This is a genomic window from Anoxybacillus andreesenii, assembly GCF_030813005.1.
In the GTDB taxonomy this organism is placed as follows: domain Bacteria; phylum Bacillota; class Bacilli; order Bacillales; family Cytobacillaceae; genus Robertmurraya; species Robertmurraya andreesenii.
On the sequence record NZ_JAUSTU010000003.1, the window covers coordinates 24,844 to 46,283 of the forward strand.

Below are 21,440 nucleotides of genomic sequence, written 5' to 3' on the forward strand. Positions count from 1 at the left end.
TTATTTTACAATAAATATACTGAAAATTAAGAATAATCCATGTTATAATGGGCTCAGTAAGGTATTTATAGGAGAATAGGGGGGAAATGATTGAAACTGGAGGAACTGATCCTCTAAAAGTAAAGAGAGTTAGGTTTAGATAGGAGGAGAAAGAGGATATGAAATTAAAAGATACAGTAGCTGTAGTAACAGGAGGAGCATCAGGTCTTGGAGAAGCAACTGTTTTGCGCATTGTTGAAAATGGTGGCTTTGCTACAATCATTGATATGAACGAGGAAAAAGGAGATACACTTGTTGAGAAAATAGGTTCCGATCGTGCGCTTTTTGTCAAAGCCAATGTGGCGAGCGAAGAGGAAGTAGCAGTCGCCCTTAATCAAACAATAGAAAAGTTTGGCGCTGTTCATGTAGCTGTAAACTGTGCTGGAATAGGAATTGGCGAGAGAGTCGTTGGCAAAAAGGGACCGCATGATCTGAGCCGTTTCAAAAAAGTCATTGAGGTCAACCTAATCGGCACCTTTAATGTGATTAGGCTAGCGGCTGAAAAAATGACATCGAATGAGCCAAATGAAGAAGGGGAAAGAGGGGTTATCATCAATACGGCATCTGTGGCAGCTTTTGAAGGACAAATTGGGCAAGCCTCCTACAGTGCATCAAAGGGCGGGATTGTAGGTATGACCCTGCCAATTGCGAGAGAGCTCGCTCAATTCGGGATTCGTAATGTTACGATTGCTCCTGGTCTCATTGATACGCCGTTGTTCGGCAATCTTCCTGAACCTGCACGGCAGGCCTTAGGTGCGATGATTCCATTTCCAAAGCGTCTCGGTTATCCTGAAGAGTATGCTCATTTAGCAACCAGTATCATCGAAAATCCAATGCTCAATGGTGATACGATCCGCCTAGATGGAGCGATCCGTATGCAGCCACAATGATCAATTTTTAGGTTCCCTTTTGGTCACTCTACATATTTTTAATGATCTCCGTTTCTAATGAATTTTGATTAATGGGTTCTCAATAGGGGAATAAGCAAATTCATAGAAAGGAGCCCCATTATATGAATGAAAGGCTCCTTTCTAAGCTAGAAATCCTTTTTTAACCTTGCCAGCATAAGTAAATCATCATATTTGTCACAAGTGAATTCATATTGTGCTAGCAAACCTTCTTCATTAAATTTCAACTTTTTTAATAAACCTAGTGATGCAAAGTTCTCTGGCTCTACTAATGCTTGAATTCGATTAATATTTAGCTCTACAAATCCAAAGGGAATAATCGCCCTTAATGCCTCTCCCATGATTCCCTTATTCCAATAATGCTTTGATAACTCAAACCCGATTTCCGCTCGATGATGCCTTTTATCCCAGTTATGGAACCCACATGATCCTATCACCTTATTTATTTCTTTAAGTGTAATTCCCCATCGTATGCCTACCCCAAAATCGAAGATTTTCCGGTACCAGTTAATTTCTTCGAGTGCTTCCTCTTCATCCCTAAAAGGGGACATACCGTAGAATTTCATTACTTCTTCATCTGACAAATATTCTAGAATATCCAAACGATCCGTTTCTATTATTTCCCTCAATATAAGTCTTTCAGTCTCTAAAACTGGGAATCTCTTTTTCATATCTTCACCTCATTTTTCCACAATAGCAAAAAAATGGTCAATTTTCCAGTAAGTCAAGTTGAAAAAGAGTAGAAATAAGGAAAAAGACTGAGCGTGAAATTCTCAGCCTTTTTGTGCTAATTATTGAAAAGGAAATTGCGAGGAATAGCTGCTGAACTGTTGATGGGCCTGATCGATTTTTTGCTGCTCCTCGGCCTCAAGCTTATACCATCCATTTTGGAACATAAGTGTATAAAAATGACGACAACTACGATGCGTTTCTTCCAGCATTTGAAGTAGGTCTACAAACAACGCATCATGACTCGCCTCACGAACAGCAACATTCAAGCTGTCGGTTAAATATTTACAAGTGGCAAGTGCATCATTCAAAAAATCACGATCATTCATTTCAGGTGTTTTTACCTTTGGTAGTTGCCCTGTTTGCGGGTTGGCAATTTGCTTATTTTGCTGTTGGTTTTGCAATAGAATCACCCCTAAACTTAGTGCTGCTGACTTTGATTTGGATTTGGAATATTCGCCATGACTGCATCATTGTTGACATCAAGATGTGATAAAAGCCGTTCGAAATGGGCTTGGTGCATCTTTCCCGCTTGATTCAATGCCTGTTTGAATTCTTCATTTTCAACCTGTTCTGCGTAAAAATGAAATTTCTTAAAAGCTAATAGCTCCCAGCTCATGGCATCCTTTAAATAGGAGATATCCTTTGTCGTAATGGCCTGAGGCGGATTGGGTATGGGTACTTGAGAATGTTCCATGTATCTTGCTCCTTCACTATCTTAATGGTCCCAAATACATAAGTTCGGACGATCTTATAATTTACAAAAGTGGAATAAATTATTCTAAAAAAAGCATGCTTCTGGCTTAAGATAAATACGTTCAGAAAGTGGAAATGAAAATATCTTTAAATCTTCCTTTTTTAAACAAATCTCACCATGTAAATCGAATGGGGGAATCTAGCAATCTCACTTGCCAATCCTGGAAGTCTATGCCAGTATAGAGGGGACTATATTGAAGATTAGGAGGATATGAAATGTCTAACGAGACACCGAATTGCCCAAAGTGCAGTTCAGAATACACCTATGAGGATCGAGGACTATTCGTTTGTCCGGAATGTGCTTATGAGTGGTCCGGTGAGCAAGCTTCCAATTCAGCCGAGGATGAATTAGTCGTACAAGATGCCTACGGCAATCTTCTTAAAGAAGGAGATACCATCACGGTTATCAAGGATCTAAAGGTAAAAGGAAGCTCAACTGTATTAAAAATCGGCACAAAGGTAAAAAATATTCGCTTGATTCACGGCGATCACAATATCGATTGTAAAATTGATGGATTTGGAGCCATGAAGCTCAAATCAGAGTTTGTAAAAAAGGCCTAATAATTTTAAAACAGGGCTTGAGATTCAACAATGAACTCAAGCCCTGTTTTAAAATTTTGCTTTTTGATACACCTTTATAATTCCAATTCCTGCAGCAACTCGCCAATCTTTTTATCGTGAATGACCAAATCCGAATAATGATCAAATGGGGTTGGCTCCTGATTAACAATGACTAATTTTGCACCGTTTTCCTTTGCGATAAGTGGAAACTGATTGGCTGGCGTGACTGTTAATGAAGAACCTAATACGATAAATAGTTCCGCTCTTTCTGACTCCTCAAGTGCCAGATGGAATGCCTCCTCAGGGAGAGACTCTCCGAACAGGATTATTGAAGGGCGAAGGACTCCGCCACATTTACAATAATAATCTCCATGCAAATATTCTGAGCTGTCAAATTGTTTTCCGCATCTTTGGCAGTGTAACTTTTGCAGTGTTCCATGCAATTCCGCCACTTGTTTTGAACCCGCCGCATGGTGAAAACCGTCCACATTTTGCGTAATGATTGATTGGAGAAGGCCCTTCTGTTCCCATTCCGCTAAAATATAGTGGCCACGGTGAGGTTGGTATTCTTTTACTCCAATCACTCTCTCCCGGTAAAATTCAATGAATTCCTCCACATTATGATTCAGTGCGTCCGTACTGGCAATCTTGCTGGGGTCTTTCTTCTTCCACATCCCATTCGAAGAACGAAAATCAGGCAAGCCACTTTCTGTTGACATGCCTGCACCAGTAAATACAACTGTGTAGTTGGACTCCTGAAGCCATTTTTTCAGCATACTCAACCCTCCTTGTATTTACAAAGATTATAGCATATTAGAGCTTTACCCTTTGTTCATCGTATGGCGGTCCTTTCATTTTTTCACAATTTAAAGGTTGGAGCCCTTTTTCTCGCATATATATTTACAAAAAAGGAGAGCTATCTCAATGGAATTTGAACGTGAAAAAGCATTGTTTTTAGGAAATCAATTACGAGAGTTTGTTGCCTTCGTTCATCAGAGTTATCGAGATAATACGTACATGTCTGACAAGGATCAGCTTTACCGCTTGAAAAATTTGGTAGACGAATATAAATTTCAGCTTTTAGCTGAGGAGATCCTGAGAATCAATCAGTTTTCATGGGAGGCAAAAGGGACTGAGATTTTAGTCGGAAGGGTCAGAAAAGGGATAACTAGTATCCATAATTACATTGAAAATAATCGAAATGGCCTATTCATTTTTTCGGCACGAGTCTATACCATAAAAACGGCCTGCAAATCCTTCACTACGTTCTAACCAAAATGTTCGATCGAATTCAATTTGTAATTGTATAATAGGAATGGAAGAGACAAAGAAGGGGAGTTTAAATTTGAAATCAAAAAGATTAACTTTCAGCATTCCTATTATGATTGTTGTTTGGTTTGTCGCCATGTGGATGCTGAATTCGGGCTACGAAGAGATTCAGTATTCCATTCGGTTAATGATTGCCATTGGTGCCGTTATCGTATCAGGAGTTATATCTTATTTTCTTTTTCCTGACCATGAAGGGAAAAAGGATTCTGGTAAATAGTTTTTCTATAGAAAGGATGTTATTGTGTTAGGTTTCTTAGGTTTTGATTTTGCCACTTGGGTTGAAAATTATGATTGGGAAAGCTTGATTATTAAAATTGGCAGTATTTCTTTAAAGGTTATTGCGATTTTCATTGCTTATTTCATAATTAAAAGAATCGGTCGAAAATTATTAGAACAGACTTTCAACCGGGTCATGAATCGCAAAGAAATATCAGAGGGACGAGCCCTGACCCTACATCGATTAGTGGAAAATATTTTTCAATATGCCTTAATCTTTATTGTTGCGGCAACATTGTTGAGTGTGTTTAATATACCGGTTGCAAGCCTAATTGCTGGTGCAGGAATTGTGGGTCTTGCCGTCGGATTTGGTGCTCAAGGGCTGGTTAGCGATGTTGTAACGGGCTTTTTCATCTTGCTCGAAAAGCAAATTGATGTCAATGATTATGTTACGATTGGGAATTTTGATGGCATTGTGGAGGCTGTGGGGTTGAGGACGACTCAGGTTCGTGGCTTTAACGGAACTCTACATTTTATCCCGAATCGAGAAATTCTTAGTATAAGCAATCATTCACGGGGAAATATGCAGGCACTTGTTGATATAAGGATCTCGTATCAGGACGATATTGATCGAGCGATTGAGATTATGCAAAAAGCCTGTGATCAGGTGGCTGCTCACAATCCGGCCATTGTTGAGGCTCCAAAGGTTCTCGGTGTACAAGCATTCGGTACATCCGACGTGGTGATTCGTGTTATTGCAAAGACGGTAAATATGGAGCAATGGGGAGTGGAACGACAGCTTCGTAAAGCCATTAAGGATGCTTTTGATGAGAATGGTATAGAAATTCCTCTACCACAGCAAATGCTTGTTCAAAGAGACAATCGGAATTTACAACAAAATGGCTAAGGGATTAGAGAGAATCTAATCCCTTTTTGTATGGTTTGGTGATTGGTCAAGTCCGGCCGGGACAGATCAAGGTATACCTCTCAAATAAGAGGGATTTTTCTACAGAATCCAGAATGGTAGAGATGAAAAAATCAGGATGTTCATTTTCACTCATCACCTTCATCTTTCAATCATTTTCAAAATATCAAGTATGGATTGAAGATGCATGCCCTCATGAAAAATTGTGCGAATCAGAACTTGCTCGATCGTATGCATGCCCATTTCAGTAGGCGGAAATTCTTCCTCCAAACGACTGCCGTATTGATTCTTAATCTCGAATGGCTGTGATTTCAAAATCAATTTTAATTCATTAAAGGTCGGAGTATTGACATCAAAGTTGGAGGGAGAAGTACCATAACCAAACCAACTCATAAACTGCTCTGGTACAATCGCCTTTTCTTTTGTAACAGATTGAATCCAGAGATATTGATCCAAATAAATATGACCCAAATTCCAGCGAATATTGTTCTTAAAGCCCTGTGGTATGATCTCTGCCTCTTCAGGAGAGACGTGTTCAAGAACTGCCAAAATTTCATCTCGATAAGCTTTTAACTGATTAAACAATACTTCGTGACGCTTTTTCAATTCTTGTCCTCCTACTCTATTTTTTCTCTTACTAATGATTCGATAGAAATACTTTTGATCCTTCCGAAAAATTAGAAATATGAATGTCATTGAGCAATCAAATCGCCTTTTCGGGATGTCTAGTGTTTCGTTTTTTATGTACTTTTTTTCTTTGATAGTTTAATAGTATAGTATTATATTAAATATAAATCTGGTTCTTGTTGTGGGGGTAGTCAATTTGAAAACAGCCTGGAAAAGCTACCGATTTCCAATTATTTTACTTTCATCGGTTATTTTAGGTAGCATCATTGGCATCACTTTAGGAGATAGGGCAGAAGTTCTTAAACCCCTTGGTGATATTTTCTTGAATTTAATGTTTACCGTCGTCGTACCACTCGTATTCTTTGCAACAACCTCGGCGATTGCCAATATGGGAAGTGGTAGTCGCTTTAAAAATGTCATCTCCTCGACCTTCCTTGTTTTCATAGGGACAGGCCTTATTGCAGCATTGGTAATGGTTACAGCAGTGAAATTGTTTCCTTCGGCTGCTGAGATGCATATTGAACTTGCTAAGCCAGAAGCGGTGGAATCGATTTCTGCAGCCGAACAAATCGTCGGGATATTCACCACTTCGAATTTCATTGACCTTTTTACAAGGGAGCATATGCTTGCACTCATTTTCTTTTCCTTGCTATTAGGTTTTTCCACTTCACTCGTAGGGGAAAAGGCTAAGCCACTGGCCCGCTTCATGGACGCTGGAACATTGGTTTTGACTAAAATGGTCAATCTCATCATGTACTATGCACCGATAGGATTGGGTGCTTATTTTGCCTATCTTGTCGGGACTTTCGGGACTGATTTGCTACATACATATATGAAATCAACGATTCTGTATTTTGTCGTATCCATTCTATTTTTCTTTATCGCCTATACCATTTATGCGTTTATCGCAGGGGGGAAAAAGGGAATCACAACCTTTTGGAAAAATATGATTTCTCCTTCTGTTACGTCCCTTGCTACCTGTAGCAGTATGGCGTCACTTCCAGTCAACCTCGAAGCTACTGAAAAAATGGGGATACCAAAGGATATTCGTGAAACCGTCATCCCACTTGGGGCATCGATGCATAAGGATGGCTCGGTTCTAGGGGTAATCTTAAAAATTGCTGTGTTGTTCAGCGTTTTCGACATGGAGTTTACAGGCTTCTCGACCATCGGGATTGCGATGCTCATTGCAGTGCTTGGTGGCACAGTTATGGGTGCAATTCCAAGCGGCGGTATGATTGCAGAAATGCTCATTATCAGTTTGTACGGATTTCCGATTGAAGCTCTTCCTGTTATCGCAGCCATTAGTACTGTCATTGATGCACCGGCTACCATGCTGAATGTTACAGGCGACAACGCTGCAGCTATGCTTGTTGCAAGAAAAGTAGAAGGAAAGGATTGGCTGGAAAAAATAGACTAAATGTAAATACACCTAATGGATAATACCATTAGGCGTTTTTTTTAAATTCTAATAAAAAATGGTAAGAAAGCCGATTTCAAGAATGTCAAAACTTTCATGTTAATTAGTGTCCTAGTTCTAATGCTCATTATTATTGTCATTATGATTTACAGGGAAAAATGCTAACTTAACTTCTAGCATATTAAAGAAATGATGGGGGAAAATATCCTTATGTGAATTTGTATTTACAAGGAGGATATTATGAAGGCCGTTACCTATCAAGGAAAGTATGAAGTCGCTGTTAAAGATGTGGAATCACCATCCATTCAAGACCGGGAAGATGTCATCATTAAGGTTACATCTACGGCAATTTGTGGCTCAGATCTTCATCTCTATCAAGGGAATTTCCCACTACCCATCGGCTATATCATTGGACATGAGCCGATGGGGATTGTGGAAGAGGTCGGGCCAGATGTGACCGCAGTAAAAAAAGGCGATCGGGTTGTCATTCCTTTTACTGTCGCCTGTGGGAGATGTCATTACTGTGAGCATGATTTGGAAAGTCAATGTGATAATTCCAATCCCCACTATGATTCAGGTGGGTATTTTGGTTATTCTGAAAAATTTGGCAACTATCCTGGAGGACAAGCCGAGTATTTACGGGTTCCGTTCGGAAATTATACGCCCTTTGTGATTCCACAGGATTGTGAATTGGAGGATGAATCTCTCCTTTTTCTCTCGGACGTTCTACCAACAGCCTATTGGAGTGTCGACAATGCTGGCGTTAAAAAGGGAGATACGGTGATCGTATTGGGTTCAGGTCCGATAGGGTTAATGACTCAGCAATTTGCTTGGGCCAAGGGGGCAGAACGAGTTATCGCTGTTGATCATATACCAAACCGCCTTGAACATTCCAAGAAGGTATTTAAGACCGAAACCTTTGATTTTACCAAAGATGAGGACATGGGAGAAACCTTAAAAGAAATAACTAAGGGTGGGGCAGATGTGGTTATCGATTGTGTCGGGATGGATGGGAAAAAGTCGCCCCTTGAATTTGTCGGACAGAAATTAAAGCTACAAGGTGGTACACTCGGTCCGATCCAAATCGCAACAAAGGCTGTTCGAAAGGGTGGAACCCTACAGCTTACGGGGGTGTACGGTGGATTATATAATATGTTTCCGCTAGGTCCTTTTTTCACAAGAAACATCACGATCAAAATGGGACAGGCGCCAGCAAGGCATTATATGCCATTTTTGTATGAACAAATCAAAAAAGGTGAGCTTGATCCAACTAAAATCATCACACATATATTGCCGCTTGAGGAAGCCTCACGTGGATACCATGTTTTCAACGAAAAAGAAGATAATTGCATTAAGGTTGTCTTGAAGCCTTAACAGAGAAAAATAAAAAAGATAAGCAATAGAGGAGAAACGAATTCATGATAAAAGTTGATTTATACACGATGTGTTTAGTTCAAGATGGGGACAAAGTATTATTATTAAATCGACCAAGCAAAAAGGGATTCCCAGGATATATTGGGGCTGGAGGCAAGGTTGACTTTCCTGAAAGTCTGACAGAAGGGGCCATTCGTGAAGTATGGGAAGAAACAGGATTAAGGGTTAAAGATTTAGTATACAAGGGGTTAGATGAATATGTGGACCCGAAACAGAATTATAGATATATGGTTTTTAATTATCTAGCTCAATCCTTTGAAGGTCAGCTATTAACAGATCCCCCTGAAGGAGAACTATTTTGGGTTCCAATTAATGAGGCTTTAAATCTTCCCATGCAACCTTGGTTTAAAAGGAGATTTCCATTATTTTTTGAGGAGGGTACCTTTGAAATATATGAGATTTGGGATGAAGAAAACCAACAAACCTTAAAAGATTCTGTGAAAAAAATTTAACAAAATAAAGAGCTTAAAATCATCCATTTTCATTTTTTTGATGTGTCCAAATCTTCTTAAAAGTATTTCTTGCTAAAATTTAGTAAAATAAGGAGGAAAATACTTTTCAAAGGAGCACAACGATGACAACCTACAAATCAAGAGCAGAAGTACCAATAGAGGAAAAATGGAATCTGGATGATCTTTATCTCGACATAAGCAAATGGGAAGAGGATTTATCTGCTATTGAAACGATGGCAAATGACCTTAAAAATTTTGATGGTGCTATCAAAAATGGACAGGATCTATTCCATTTTTTGAAGAAGCAAGAAGAGCTGTCCTACAAATTTAATCATGTATTTGCCTATGCGATGCTAAGTGTGGACCTTGATACGAGGGATACCACATCGCAATCGTTATTAGACCGAGCAAGAACGCTAAGTGTAAAGGTGAGTGCTGCGACCTCCTTTTTTATGCCATTCCTACTTAGCTTGGATGAAGCAACTTTTAAGCAGTACATAGCCGAAGAGGAAGGACTTAAGTATTTCGAAGAGGATTTGTTGGAATCGTTCCGGTACAAGAAGCATGTTCTCAGTAAGGAGCAAGAGGAAATCCTTTCGCAATTAGGAGAAGCACTCTCTGCACCATCGACGACGTATGGAATGATCAATAATGCCGATATCCAATTTGGTGAGGTTACCAATGAAAACGGTGAGAAGGTTGAGTTAACAAGAGGGATGTACTCGAAGCTAATTGAGGATGAAGACCGAGAAAAACGGAAGGAAGCGTATAAGGCTTATTACAAGCCATACCTGCAAATGAAAAACTCCATTGCTTCAACACTCGCTGCGGCCGTGAAAAATAATGTGACGACTTCTAAAATTCGTAGTTATCCATCTGCACTTGAAAAAGCCTTATTTGGTGATAATGTGCCAAAAGAGGTGTATGAAAACCTCATTCAAGCAACTAAAGACAATATCGCGCCACTGCACCGTTATTCCGAGTTACGCAAGGAAAAGCTTCAGCTGGATGAACTTAGGCAATACGATATGAATGTCCCCCTTGTCAGTGGTGTAAAGCAGGAAATTTCTTTTGATGAAGCCTTCGAGACGATGCTCAAAGCTTTAGCGCCACTTGGGAAGGATTATGTAGAAACCCTTGTGGAATTCAAAAAAGCACGTTATTTCGATGTCCGTGAAACACCGGGTAAGCGCTCTGGTGCCTATAACCTAGGAGTCTACGGAGTTCATCCATTTATCTTGTTGAATCATCATGACGATCTTGACAGTCTATTCACGCTTGTTCATGAATGTGGTCACGGTGTCCACAGTAAACTAAGCTCCCAGCATCAGCCACAAATCACAGCCCGTTACAGCATTTTTGTTGCGGAGGTCGCATCCACCGTGAATGAAGTCCTGCTCATTCATTATTTATTAGATAAGGAAAAGAATGAACTTGTTAAGAAACATCTCATCAACCATTTTATCGATAAATTTAGAGGAACCTTTTTTACGCAGGTGATGTTTGCGGAATTTGAGATGCTGACTCATGAAAAAGCGGAACAGGGACAGCCGCTGAATGTTGATGTCTTTAATCAAATATATGAAACGCTATTCCGACAGTACTATGGGGATGCATTAGTGTTTGACGAGGAGGTAAAATATGGATGGTCGCGAATCCCGCATTTTTATCGGCCGTTCTACGTGTATAAGTATGCAACTGGATTTGCCTCAGCCATTCATATCGCGACTAAAATACTTGACGGTGACAAGGCGACACTTGAATCCTACCTTGAATTCTTAAAAAGCGGTAGCTCAGACTATCCATTGGAATTGCTTAAGAAAACAGGCGTGGATTTAACAACACCAGAACCAATAAAGAATACATTGACACAATTTGCCGAACTGGTGGAGGAGTTTTCGAATCTTTAACATATGGGGGGTCCATCAACAAAAAGCGCAAAACATACGCTAAGCAAATTTCGACTTCAAGTAAGCCGATTTTTCTACGCAAAGGGAAAATGGTTTTTATAAGATGATTTTGAATATTGAACCGAAATCTCTTGATTATATAAGAGACTTCGGTTTTCTTTTTGTATGCTGAAGGCAAAGTTTATTTTATTGAAATGAATGAAGAAAAGTTCTATTTAAGGTATGCAGGATAGATGAATAATGGTTTAGATTTTTACGGTCAGTTATAATGTGAATAAACGGTAAGGAGGAAATTATGGTCTATTTACATGCTTTTTCATTTCCAGATGAGGATATGGAATTTGACTTTTTCATGAATATAAAAAGAACGTGCTATGACTCGTTTTATCCATTTAAGATATTATCAAGAAATGGCTTTGAAACGATTGTTTTTGAGCCAGTGACGATTTTATATGGCGGAAATGGTTCAGGAAAATCTACTGCATTAAATGTGATAGCTGAAAAAACAGGAATCAAACGTGATTCTATCTATAATAAATCTAATTTCTATCCCGATTATGTCAATATGTGTGAGATGCAGCTTAAGGAGGACATTCCTGAAAATAGCAGAATTATTACTAGTGATGATGTATTTGACTATATGTTGGATATCCGGAACCTCAATGAGGGAATAGATCAAAAACGGGAAAAACTTTTTGAAGAATATTTAGATGCGAAATATTCCCATTTCCAAATGAGATCTATGGCAGATTACGAGCAGTTAAAAAAAGTTAACACAGCTAGAAGTAAAACACAGTCCCGTTTTGTGAGGAATGAATTAATGGATAATGTAAGGGAATACTCGAATGGAGAAAGTGCATTCCTGTATTTCACTGAAAAAATTGGCGATAATGGACTTTACATTTTGGATGAGCCGGAAAACAGTCTTTCTCCTAAACGCCAGATAGAATTGGTGAAATTTATTGAAGACTCTGCTCGATTTTTTGGCTGTCAGTTTATCATATCAACACATTCTCCATTTCTACTATCCATGCGGGAGGCAAAAATTTATAATCTTGATGAAAACCCTGTTAAGGTAAGACATTGGACGGAACTAGAAAATGTCCGTACATACTATGAATTTTTCAAAAGGCACGAAAAAGAGTTTTGAGGTTGTGAATGTCGCAGGTGATCAAGCAATTGGAAAACACGAAAATTATGTACTGATGTTTTTGATGGGTAACTAGAAAAGTCCAATTCCTCAATTGAATGCATAGAAATTGGACTTTTTAATATTGTAATTTCAGTAGCTCTTAAAATTCGCCTTCCTGATGCTCCTTCCAAATAATACAGGGCAAAGTGCCATTGGGTGTCCCTAAAACTCCCTTTTGGTATAAAAGGTTAGGGATAGCTTATAGGAAATCATTAAGATGACTAACAGTGGAAGTAAAATGAACAACGTCTTCTCAATATTAGAACTTTCATAAACAAGTTTTTGTAGCCATTGCTTAACAGCAAGATTTTCATTTTTGTTTATGGCTTCTGTTACAGGAGCTGAGAGAAAGACCAGTCCAAAAAATAGTATTAAATTTATGATTCTTGACTTGGCATATCCAAGCTTAAAGATCAGTGGAAAAGAGATTGAGCTAAAAATGGTCACAGCAATAATGGCTCCAGCAAATCCTACATAGGTGATAGGAAACATTTCTAAAGGGATACTGAATGTATGGACACCCAAATAGATGAGATAGTTAAATAGAAATACGCCGGTTGCAATGATATAGACAGAAAGGTATTTTGATAGCACAATCGATTTCTTTTTGATCGGGAGACTTAATAGCATAATATCGCTATCATTCTTTTCTTCCAACGATGCAGAGCCTAGCGCTAGCATATAGGTTACGACCATAATTCCAATGGTTAATCCAATCGGCTCATTCTTTGCAATCGCAAAAGTAAAGAAAATGAGATAAAGCAGGGCAAACATCAACGCTTTCTTCTGCATCAATAAGTCTTTTTTAATAAGTTGATACATGGTTTTCACTCCTCCTTGTCGAAAAGATCATGATGTCCTCTAGTGTGGGCTTCTCGATTAAAACGGAATCTCCAAAGCTTTTGAGGACATCCATTTTTCGATTAGATAAAGCCTCAAATCCATAATGATTCTCGTTAATGCCAACAAACACCCCACGATCGATTTTATGTAACTGCTCCTTGTTTCCCTTAACAATGCAATACTCCTCGAGAAGCTCATCCTTTGTCTTACTGAGAACGATTTCGCCATTATCGATGAACGTAATATAATCGGCTATTTTATCTAAATCAGAGGTAATGTGAGTAGAGAAGAAGACTGATTTATTCTCATCCTCCATAAGACCCTGCAGAATTTCAAGTAATTCATGACGGATTAACGGATCCAAACCAGAGGTTGGCTCATCCATAATAAGTAACTCTGCGTGATGGGATAGAGCAATCGCCAATGAAAATTTCATTTTCATCCCCTTGGATAGATGCTTAATCTGCTTCTTAAGTGGGAGGTTAAACTCCTTCACATACTGCTGAAACAATCCCTCCGCCCAATTTTTATAAAATGGACGGACCATGTTCTTCATTTCTTGGACGGTTAATTCCTCGTAGAAGTGATTGGAATCGTACACAAAACCGATTCGTTCTTTGATGGGGATTTCATGCTGGACATGATCCAATCCGAATATTTTGATGACACCATGATCCTTTTTTAAAAGGTTCATCATGAGCTTGATGGTTGTACTTTTTCCTGCACCATTAGGTCCAATAAAGCCCATAATATACCCTCTATCGAGAGAGAAACTGATATTCTTAAGCGAAAAACCTTTAAAGCTTTTTGAGACATTTTCTAATTGCAGAATTTTTTCCACTTTCCTCACTCCTCAAAAATAAACGTTAGCATTTCAGTCAATTCCTCCAATGACAGACCGATTAATTTTGCAGTGGTGACAGCTTCTGTCATTTTCTCCTCAACTAATTTGATTTTTGCTTCACGAAGCATTTCCGTATTAATAGGGGCTACATAGGAGCCCTTACCGGCGACGGTGACAATTAACCCTTCTTTTTCTAATTCGTCATAGGCACGCTTCGTGGTTATGACACTGATCCTCAATTCCTTGGCTAAACTTCGAATCGAAGGGAGGGGATCAGACTCGATAATTTCCCCCTTAATAATTTGTTCCTTGAGTTGATTGACAATTTGCAAATATATCGGTTCGTCTGATGTATTCGATATGATGATATTCACTGCTTCGCATCCCTCATTTCGTACTATCTGTTCATATACAATATATACAGTAATAACAGATTAGTCAACAACAAATATTTTTAAAAAAAAGCAAGTAATTACTCACTTTTTTATTGATTTGCATGTAAATAGGTGGTATAAATTAAGTGAGTAATTACTCACTAACAGAGGAGTGATAGCATGAATGAAACCATTGCGATTGAAAATGTAACAAAAAGCTTTGGTAAGAAGACGGTCCTAAAAGACATCCAAATGTCGATTGGCGAGGGGACCATCTATGGCTTTATTGGACCGTCAGGCGCAGGGAAAACAACACTAGTCAAAATGATTGTTGGGATGGACCGACCTGATCAAGGTGCAATTGATGTTCTTGGGAAAAGAATGCCGAATTTAGAGATGTTGCAGGAAATTGGCTATATGGCACAATCTGATGCACTGTACATGGAGCTAACAGGGAAGGAGAACCTAACCTTTTTTGCTTCCCTATATAAACTTAGTAAGAAGGAAATGAAGGAACGAATCTCCTATGCTGCAAGCTTGGTGAATCTAACGGAGGACCTTAATAAAAAGGTGTCTGCTTATTCGGGCGGGATGAAGCGCCGTTTGTCGTTGGCTATTGCCCTCATTCAAAATCCAAGAATATTAATCTTAGACGAACCAACAGTTGGGATTGATCCTGAGTTAAGATTCAGTATTTGGAATGAGCTTCTGCGGTTAAAAAGAGAAGAAAGAAAGACCATCATCGTCACGACACATGTCATGGATGAAGCAGAAAGATGCGATTTTGTTGCGATGGTGAGAGATGGTTCGATTATCGCCCATGGTACACCACAAGAACTAAAGGATCTCTATCAAACGAATAGTTTTGATGAGGTGTTCCTATATGCAGGGAGGAAGGACTCATGAGAACGACCGCACTGATTAAACGAATCATCCTGGAAGTGTTTCGGGACAAACGCACATTGGCTCTCCTATTCGTGGCACCATTGCTGATTTTGACCTTGATGTATCTAGTTTTTAATGGCAATGCTGTCGAACCAACTATCGGCGTGGAAAATGTACAGCAACCTCTCATTGAAGAACTAGAAAAGGCAGACATTCACGTGAAGGAATTTGAAAATATTTCAGATCCTAAGGAAACGATGATTAAGCATGAACTAGATGCTTTTCTAAAAGTAGAAAATGAGAAACCGGCTCTTACACTGCTTAATAGTGATCCGGCTATCGCTAATAAATTGCAAATGAAGATCAAGCAATTGATCGGCGCCAAAATGCAAGCCCAATTGCTAGAAAAAAGTGGAATGAAAATTCCTCTGCAAACCGAGGACATGGTAAAAACGGAATATGTGTATGGGAGCAGTAAAACGGAATTTTTTGATGTCTTCAGCCCGATATTAGTTGGATTTTTCGTATTCTTTTTTGTTTTTCTCATTTCGGGAATTGGGTTATTGAAGGAGCGCACATCGGGGACGTTGGAGCGATTGATGTCCACACCGATTCGAAGATGGGAAATTGTCGCTGCTTATTTAGTCGGCTTTGGTATATTTGCCGTTCTGCAAACGATTATCATTGTCTTATTCTCCATTCATGTATTAGATATTGTCTTAGTTGGTTCAATTTGGAATGTAATTTTGATCAACTTGATTTTAGCTTTAGTTGCATTATCACTGGGAACACTTTTATCATCCTTTGCCGCATCAGAATTTCAAATGGTGCAATTCATACCGATTGCCATTGTACCGCAAATCTTCTTTTCGGGAATCTTCCCGCTGGAAGGAATGCCTGGTTGGCTGCAGGTCCTTGGAAAAATCATGCCACTTTATTATGCGGCAGACGGTTTACAAGGGGTTATGTATAAGGGCATGGGGTTAGCAGATATCAGCTTTGATTTATATATATTAATGGCATTTGCCGCCGTCTTTATCGTCCTTAATTTATTCGCTCTAAAAAAATATCGGAAATTATAATGGTTGGTGAAAAGATTGACAAAAAGCAAATTATTAGAAGGTTTAATGCAGGAGATGGCCAATTCAAAGAAACAAACAGTGAAGCAACAAAAAATCATCCAAACCGCAATTGAGTTGTTTGCGGAAAAAGGCTATGCCAACACTTCCACCGCAGAAATTGCGAAGCAGGCAGAGGTAGCAGAAGGGACGATTTTTAAGCATTATGGAACGAAGGATCGATTGCTCCTTTCGATTATCGTCCCTTATTTAAAGGAGATTTTTCCTTCAATGGCAGATGAGGTCATAGGGGAAATTATGGGGAGGAATATTGCCACATTTGATGAATTTCTGAAAGGATTCTTTACGAATCGAATTCAATTTTTTAATGAGAATAAAGAAATTTTTCAAGTGCTTGTGAAGGAATTTATTTATAACCAAGAATTAAGAAACGAGCTATTTCCTTACTTCTCTGAAAATGTCTTATTAAGATTTGGGAAAATCTTTGATCACTTCCAAGAACGTGGTGAGCTTGAGAATATCCCAAGGGAGAGGGTCATGAAGATGTTATTCACCTTCATCGGTGGCTTCTTCGTATCTCGCTTTGTTATACTCACTGATTACACAATCACAGAGGAAGAAATTGATGACGCAGTCCGCTTTGTGATGAATGGACTTCGGGGTTAAGACAGGAACACCTATGGACGTTTCTGCTTCCTTGTGTCGACAGCTACTTAGGACCACCTTTGTAGATAAGATTGCTTTATTATAGTAGAATTCACAATTTCGACATGACCTAAATATGGTCTCGATTCCCTTCTGTGATAGGATATAGACATAACATAATAGATTTGGCTCAGAGATTAGGAGAAGCCGTAAAAACACGTTGGAAAGCTTAAGCGTTTTCCAGGGGTTTTTGCGGCTTTTTTGTGTTCTTTTAAGAGTCGTCTATCTGGAGGGAAGAATGATGGCGCAAGTTTTTGAAACACAGGTGGTTGTCATCGGTGGAGGTGCAACGGGAGCGGGTGTTCTTCGCGATTTGGCCGTTCGTGGTATCAAAGCCATTTTAGTTGAGCAACAGGATTTGGGGCATGGCACCTCGACTCGGAACCATGGATTATTGCACTCTGGTGCACGCTACGCCGTTAGAGACGAGGAAGCTGCAATTGAAAGCTACCGGGAAAATCTGATCTTAAAAAAAACAGTCCCAGGATCTATTGAACAAACTGGAGGATTGTTCGTGAAGGTTCCTGAGGATGATGATGAGTATGTAAAGAAGTGGTTACAAGCCTGCCAAAGAATCGGAATTCCTGCAGAAGAGGTCCTGTTAGAGAAAGCGTTTCAGGAGGAAGCGTTTCTCAATAAACAGGCAGAAGCCGTGTACCGGGTTCCTGATGGTGCGGTTGATGGCTTCACACTTGTCATTGATGTGGTAGCAGATGCGGTTTCTCGTGGAGCAAAGGCCCTCACTTATCATGAGGTAATTGGCATCATGAAGGAGCAGAGCCGGGTCAAAGGGGTCATCACCCGTGACCTATACACAGGGGAGACGAAGGAAATCTATGCAGATATCGTCGTCAATGCGGCGGGACCATGGGGCGGAAAAATTGCCGAACTTGGTGAGGTGCCATTGTACATCATTAACAATAAAGGAATGCTCGCCATTTTTGGCCATCGGATCAACAAGCAGGTCATTAATCGTCTCAGAATGCCGGGTGATGCGGATATTTTCGTACCTGCTCATAACGTGACCATTTTCGGAACAACAGGAATTAATACAGAGGATCCAAATGATTTTTCCCTAGACCGTAAAGAGCTCGAAGGCATGATCGCTGAAGGAAAAGCGCTTATACCAAATATCGAAAATATGCGTTTTATCCGTTCATTTAGCGGAAGTCGACCATTATTCCAGGAAACAAATACAAATGACAAAAGCGGACGGAATGTAACGAGAGGGTTAGCTGTTATCGATCACCAGGTAAGAGATGGATTAGAGGGCTTTATTACGATTACTGGTGGAAAGCTAACGACCTTCCGTTACATGGCTGAAAAAACGGTCGACAAAATTTGTGAAAAGCTCGGAGTCGATATCCCATGCACCACTCATGAGGAAATGGTCGCACACCGAGATGCGAAGCAGTTTTTCAAGGATGTCAACATCGCTCCTGCAGCAAAAAACAAGCTGTTTCATTGGGCAGGAACAAGAGCGGGGGATATTGAAACCGATCTAATGAAGGATAAACTGAACACGGTTGTCTGCGAATGTGAGCAGGTCACTTGGGCGGAAATTCAGTCGGTCATTCCTGAGAACGGCCATTTCCATCTTGGCGATATCCGTAGAAGAACGCGACTTGGAATGGGGCCATGCCAAGGCACATTTTGCAATCACCGTGCTGCTGCAATGGCAGTTGAAAGAGGGAAGGCAACACCTGACGAGGCGAATCGTGCCTTAAGAGAGGCCGTCTTTGAACGGAAGAAAGGGATGCATGTGGTTGCCACAGGTGAAACGGCGAAGCAGCTGCAATTAATGGATGCGATCTATCGTGTGTCATTAGGTGTGAAGGAGGATATACAGCATGTATGATTATGTCGTAGTAGGTCAAGGATTTACTGGGTTATTGTCAGCCATTTGGGCAACGGAGCATGCAGAAAAGGTCGCTTTAGTGGCAAAGGGAACGGGGAAGATTCTGCAATCCTCTGGTGTCATGGAATTATATCCGAAGCTTGTAGAGCGTGAAAAGTCCATATCAAAGATTAAATTGGAAGAAGCCATTTTTAAATTTAAGGGATTAGTGAAGCAGCTTGGCTATCCCTATCACGGGAATGCGAGTAAAATGATTCCAATCGTGACTGGGGCCGGCTTTGTAAAGGAAACAAACCTTTATCCAGAAACCGTCAAACCCTTGCCTGAAAAAGGTCGCGTCATAATCGTCGGCTTTCATGAAATCATTGATTTCCAACCTGAGTATGTGAAGGGAAATCTTCAAAAAGAAAGACCAGAACTCGAAATAGATACGATTATGGTTCGGCTTGGAAAGGGCTCTTTGAGAACGATGACTCAGCTCGATGGTGCGAGAGTGCTCGATTTTCAAGAGGTGCGCACGAATGTGATTGCTGAAATTATCAACCAGATGAAGAGCCAGGGTCTTGATAAGCCGAATCTCTTTATTTTCCCAGCAGCGTTAGGAATGAAAAATTGGAAAGCCGTTATATCGGATTTCCGCACGAAGCTTGGGTCTGAAATAACTGAGGCACCTGGAATGCCGCCAAACGCAACAGCCATTCGCTTACATGAAGTTTTGCTGAAGGAGGCAGTGAAGCGTGGAGTTCGTTTCTATATGGACACAGAGGTGATCGGAAGCCATGTTGAAGACCGCCTTCTTACAAAACTCGTGATCAAAAACAATACGAAAACGATGGATGTTAGAGCACGCCAATACATTGTCGCTGGTGGAGGCGTACTTGGCGGTGGATTTGAAGTAACAGAGAAAGGACTAAAGGATCGGACGCTTCATTTAGATGTGGATGATCATGGAAGATATATCTATTGTCCCGAAAATGTATTTCCAGTTGGTGCTCAACAGGGCATAAATGTGACCCAACATGGAATCACGGGTGGGCTTTACTCCATTCTATCAAGCTACGAAAGCTTTATTCGATTTGAAGAGAGGGGGATGAAGCATGCATAGCTTTGCCTATCCTGAAAGCACCTTTGATAAATGTCTAAAATGCAATGCCTGTGTCGTCAGCTGCCCTGTATCCAATGCAACATTGGATTTCGGCGGACCAAAGCATTTAGGGCCAGAGCTCAAACGGTTAATAGAAAATCAGGAGGTCATTGATGACCATCGCATCGAGCTTTGTACTCTTTGTGGAAATTGTGACCTATCCTGCCCTGAAAATGTCCATGTGTCAACCTTAACAGCTATGGCAAAAGCAGTTCATGCTGAAAAAGAAGGAATGAAATTCCGTGACTTCGTCTTAAGTAATGCGGAGTTTGTTGGAAAGGTCGCTTCTGCTTTTGGGCCCATTACGAATATAGCGATGAAAATGAAACCTGTTCGGTTAATAATGGAAGGGGTCATGGGCATTCCAGCTGAGCGTCAATTTCCGGAGTATCGCTTTAATAATTTTAATAAGAGATACAAAAAGAAAACGGCGACGACCAAGCGAAAAGTCGCCTATTACGTTGGGTGCTATGCAACATATAATGCCCCAGATGTTGCCGATGCTTTTGTGAAGGTGATGGAGTACAATGGCATAGAGGTTGTAAAACCTGATCAAAAATGCTGTGGTGTACCGATGTTTGCCAATGGAAAAATGGAGCAAGGGTTAAAAAATGCCAACTATAATATAAATAACTTATTAGAATATACTAGACAGGGCTATGATGTTGTCGTGACTTGTACGAGCTGTACATTAGTTTTGAAAAAGGAGTATGTTTCCTTCCTGCAATCAGAGGGAGCTTATGAATTAGCTGAGCATGTCTACGATGCAGATGAATACTTGCGCATGCTTCATGCAGAGGGAGAATTGAATACCGATTTTGCCCCTATGAATGTGAGAGCAGGGTATTATGCCCCATGTCATCTAAAATCCCAAGGAATCGGTAATCCAGCGATGGATGTACTGGAGCTTATTCCTGGCTATGAAATACAAGACGTCGCTGCTGGCTGCTGTGGTCAATGCGGAACCTTTGGCTTTAAGAAAGAAAAATATGAGGTCTCTATGGCTATCGGAAAACCAATGGCAGAAGCCGTTGCCGAAACAAATGCCGAATACACCGTTACAGAATGTGGGATGTGTAAGAACCAGCTCGATCAATTAACAGACAAGGAAGTTCTCCACCCAATGCAGATTTTAGCGGAAGCTTATGAGCGTTATACTGAGGCACATTAATTGAAAAAAAGCTAGATGAAGCTGGTGTTTTCCTTTTTT

The 21,440-nt window shown here is 40.1% G+C and carries 24 protein-coding genes; 16 read left to right on the top strand and 8 right to left on the bottom strand.

The annotated features are described in order from the left end of the window. Nucleotides 1-158: 158 nt before the first annotated feature. Entirely contained in the window at nucleotides 159-929 is a 771-nt protein-coding gene (locus J2S07_RS03785) for a 3-hydroxyacyl-CoA dehydrogenase (protein WP_307149076.1), read from the top strand. A gap of 146 nt (nucleotides 930-1,075) precedes the next feature. On the opposite strand, the gene J2S07_RS03790 is transcribed toward J2S07_RS03785, so the two are convergent. From J2S07_RS03790 to J2S07_RS03800, 3 genes are all read right to left on the bottom strand, one after another. Further along, the gene (locus J2S07_RS03790) at nucleotides 1,076-1,618 is read right to left on the bottom strand and encodes a GNAT family N-acetyltransferase (protein WP_307149077.1); all 543 of its coding nucleotides are present in this window, start codon (nucleotides 1,616-1,618) and stop codon (nucleotides 1,076-1,078) included. A gap of 120 nt (nucleotides 1,619-1,738) precedes the next feature. After that, complete coding sequence (locus tag J2S07_RS03795) at nucleotides 1,739-2,080, bottom strand: spore coat protein (protein WP_307149078.1); 342 nt, start codon at nucleotides 2,078-2,080, stop codon at nucleotides 1,739-1,741. Nucleotides 2,081-2,097: 17 nt separating this feature from the next. Further along, nucleotides 2,098-2,373, bottom strand: coding sequence for a ferritin-like domain-containing protein (locus J2S07_RS03800; RefSeq protein WP_307149079.1), 276 nt, complete (start codon nucleotides 2,371-2,373; stop codon nucleotides 2,098-2,100). A gap of 275 nt (nucleotides 2,374-2,648) precedes the next feature. On the opposite strand from J2S07_RS03800, the gene J2S07_RS03805 reads away from it, so the two are divergent. After that, nucleotides 2,649-2,993: a zinc ribbon domain-containing protein YjdM gene (locus J2S07_RS03805; protein WP_307149080.1), complete on the top strand. Its 345-nt coding sequence runs from the start codon at nucleotides 2,649-2,651 to the stop codon at nucleotides 2,991-2,993. Nucleotides 2,994-3,067: 74 nt separating this feature from the next. Here J2S07_RS03805 and J2S07_RS03810 read toward each other — a convergent pair whose 3' ends face one another. Next, nucleotides 3,068-3,769, bottom strand: coding sequence for an NAD-dependent protein deacylase (locus J2S07_RS03810; RefSeq protein WP_307149081.1), 702 nt, complete (start codon nucleotides 3,767-3,769; stop codon nucleotides 3,068-3,070). A 148-nt stretch (nucleotides 3,770-3,917) separates the two neighbouring features. On the opposite strand from J2S07_RS03810, the gene J2S07_RS03815 reads away from it, so the two are divergent. From J2S07_RS03815 to J2S07_RS03825, 3 genes are all read left to right on the top strand, one after another. Next, on the top strand, nucleotides 3,918-4,265 hold the full coding sequence (locus tag J2S07_RS03815) for a hypothetical protein (RefSeq protein WP_307149082.1): 348 nt from the start codon (nucleotides 3,918-3,920) through the stop codon (nucleotides 4,263-4,265). A gap of 73 nt (nucleotides 4,266-4,338) precedes the next feature. Then, a complete protein-coding gene (locus J2S07_RS03820; RefSeq protein WP_307149083.1) occupies nucleotides 4,339-4,539 on the top strand; it encodes a histidine kinase in 201 nt (66 codons plus the stop codon). A gap of 24 nt (nucleotides 4,540-4,563) precedes the next feature. Then, a complete protein-coding gene (locus J2S07_RS03825) occupies nucleotides 4,564-5,445 on the top strand; it encodes a mechanosensitive ion channel family protein (RefSeq protein WP_307149084.1) in 882 nt (293 codons plus the stop codon). A gap of 159 nt (nucleotides 5,446-5,604) precedes the next feature. On the opposite strand, the gene J2S07_RS03830 is transcribed toward J2S07_RS03825, so the two are convergent. Further along, a complete protein-coding gene (locus tag J2S07_RS03830) occupies nucleotides 5,605-6,069 on the bottom strand; it encodes a DinB family protein (RefSeq protein WP_307149085.1) in 465 nt (154 codons plus the stop codon). A gap of 217 nt (nucleotides 6,070-6,286) precedes the next feature. Here J2S07_RS03830 and J2S07_RS03835 point away from each other — a divergent pair, with 217 nt between their 5' ends. The 5 genes from J2S07_RS03835 to J2S07_RS03855 all read left to right on the top strand — a co-directional run bounded on the left by J2S07_RS03835 (nucleotide 6,287) and on the right by J2S07_RS03855 (nucleotide 12,456). After that, entirely contained in the window at nucleotides 6,287-7,510 is a 1,224-nt protein-coding gene (locus J2S07_RS03835) for a dicarboxylate/amino acid:cation symporter (RefSeq protein WP_307149086.1), read from the top strand. 240 nt (nucleotides 7,511-7,750) lie between these two features. After that, nucleotides 7,751-8,884: a zinc-dependent alcohol dehydrogenase gene (locus tag J2S07_RS03840; protein ID WP_307149087.1), complete on the top strand. Its 1,134-nt coding sequence runs from the start codon at nucleotides 7,751-7,753 to the stop codon at nucleotides 8,882-8,884. Nucleotides 8,885-8,928: 44 nt separating this feature from the next. Next, entirely contained in the window at nucleotides 8,929-9,396 is a 468-nt protein-coding gene (locus J2S07_RS03845) for an 8-oxo-dGTP diphosphatase (RefSeq protein WP_307149088.1), read from the top strand. A 122-nt stretch (nucleotides 9,397-9,518) separates the two neighbouring features. Then, nucleotides 9,519-11,306: an oligoendopeptidase F gene (gene pepF, locus J2S07_RS03850; protein WP_307149089.1), complete on the top strand. Its 1,788-nt coding sequence runs from the start codon at nucleotides 9,519-9,521 to the stop codon at nucleotides 11,304-11,306. A 295-nt stretch (nucleotides 11,307-11,601) separates the two neighbouring features. After that, entirely contained in the window at nucleotides 11,602-12,456 is an 855-nt protein-coding gene (locus tag J2S07_RS03855; RefSeq protein WP_307149090.1) for an AAA family ATPase, read from the top strand. 204 nt (nucleotides 12,457-12,660) lie between these two features. On the opposite strand, the gene J2S07_RS03860 is transcribed toward J2S07_RS03855, so the two are convergent. The 3 genes from J2S07_RS03860 to J2S07_RS03870 are packed head-to-tail and all read right to left on the bottom strand — an operon-like array spanning nucleotide 12,661 to nucleotide 14,559. Next, nucleotides 12,661-13,320, bottom strand: a complete 660-nt coding sequence (locus tag J2S07_RS03860; protein ID WP_307149091.1) for an ABC-2 transporter permease — start codon at nucleotides 13,318-13,320, stop codon at nucleotides 12,661-12,663. Continuing rightward, entirely contained in the window at nucleotides 13,304-14,173 is an 870-nt protein-coding gene (locus J2S07_RS03865) for an ABC transporter ATP-binding protein (protein WP_510182024.1), read from the bottom strand. Before J2S07_RS03865 ends, J2S07_RS03860 begins: the two co-directional genes overlap by 17 nt. Nucleotides 14,174-14,187: 14 nt before the next feature. Continuing rightward, nucleotides 14,188-14,559, bottom strand: a complete 372-nt coding sequence (locus J2S07_RS03870) for a GntR family transcriptional regulator (RefSeq protein ID WP_307149093.1) — start codon at nucleotides 14,557-14,559, stop codon at nucleotides 14,188-14,190. A 180-nt stretch (nucleotides 14,560-14,739) separates the two neighbouring features. Here J2S07_RS03870 and J2S07_RS03875 point away from each other — a divergent pair, with 180 nt between their 5' ends. The 6 genes from J2S07_RS03875 (at nucleotide 14,740) to J2S07_RS03900 (ending at nucleotide 21,401) form a co-directional block, all read left to right on the top strand. Continuing rightward, complete coding sequence (locus tag J2S07_RS03875; RefSeq protein WP_307149094.1) at nucleotides 14,740-15,465, top strand: ABC transporter ATP-binding protein; 726 nt, start codon at nucleotides 14,740-14,742, stop codon at nucleotides 15,463-15,465. Continuing rightward, the gene (locus J2S07_RS03880; RefSeq protein WP_307149096.1) at nucleotides 15,462-16,526 is read left to right on the top strand and encodes an ABC transporter permease; all 1,065 of its coding nucleotides are present in this window, start codon (nucleotides 15,462-15,464) and stop codon (nucleotides 16,524-16,526) included. The genes J2S07_RS03875 and J2S07_RS03880 overlap by 4 nt, the downstream gene beginning before the upstream one ends. A gap of 15 nt (nucleotides 16,527-16,541) precedes the next feature. After that, nucleotides 16,542-17,189, top strand: a complete 648-nt coding sequence (locus J2S07_RS03885) for a TetR/AcrR family transcriptional regulator (RefSeq protein ID WP_307149097.1) — start codon at nucleotides 16,542-16,544, stop codon at nucleotides 17,187-17,189. Between the two features lie 280 nt (nucleotides 17,190-17,469). Continuing rightward, nucleotides 17,470-19,086, top strand: a complete 1,617-nt coding sequence (gene glpA / locus J2S07_RS03890) for an anaerobic glycerol-3-phosphate dehydrogenase subunit GlpA (RefSeq protein WP_307149098.1) — start codon at nucleotides 17,470-17,472, stop codon at nucleotides 19,084-19,086. Next, on the top strand, nucleotides 19,079-20,191 hold the full coding sequence (locus tag J2S07_RS03895) for an FAD-binding protein (protein ID WP_307149099.1): 1,113 nt from the start codon (nucleotides 19,079-19,081) through the stop codon (nucleotides 20,189-20,191). Before glpA ends, J2S07_RS03895 begins: the two co-directional genes overlap by 8 nt. Continuing rightward, a complete protein-coding gene (locus tag J2S07_RS03900) occupies nucleotides 20,184-21,401 on the top strand; it encodes an anaerobic glycerol-3-phosphate dehydrogenase subunit C (RefSeq protein WP_307149100.1) in 1,218 nt (405 codons plus the stop codon). The genes J2S07_RS03895 and J2S07_RS03900 overlap by 8 nt, the downstream gene beginning before the upstream one ends. Nucleotides 21,402-21,440: the final 39 nt, after the last annotated feature.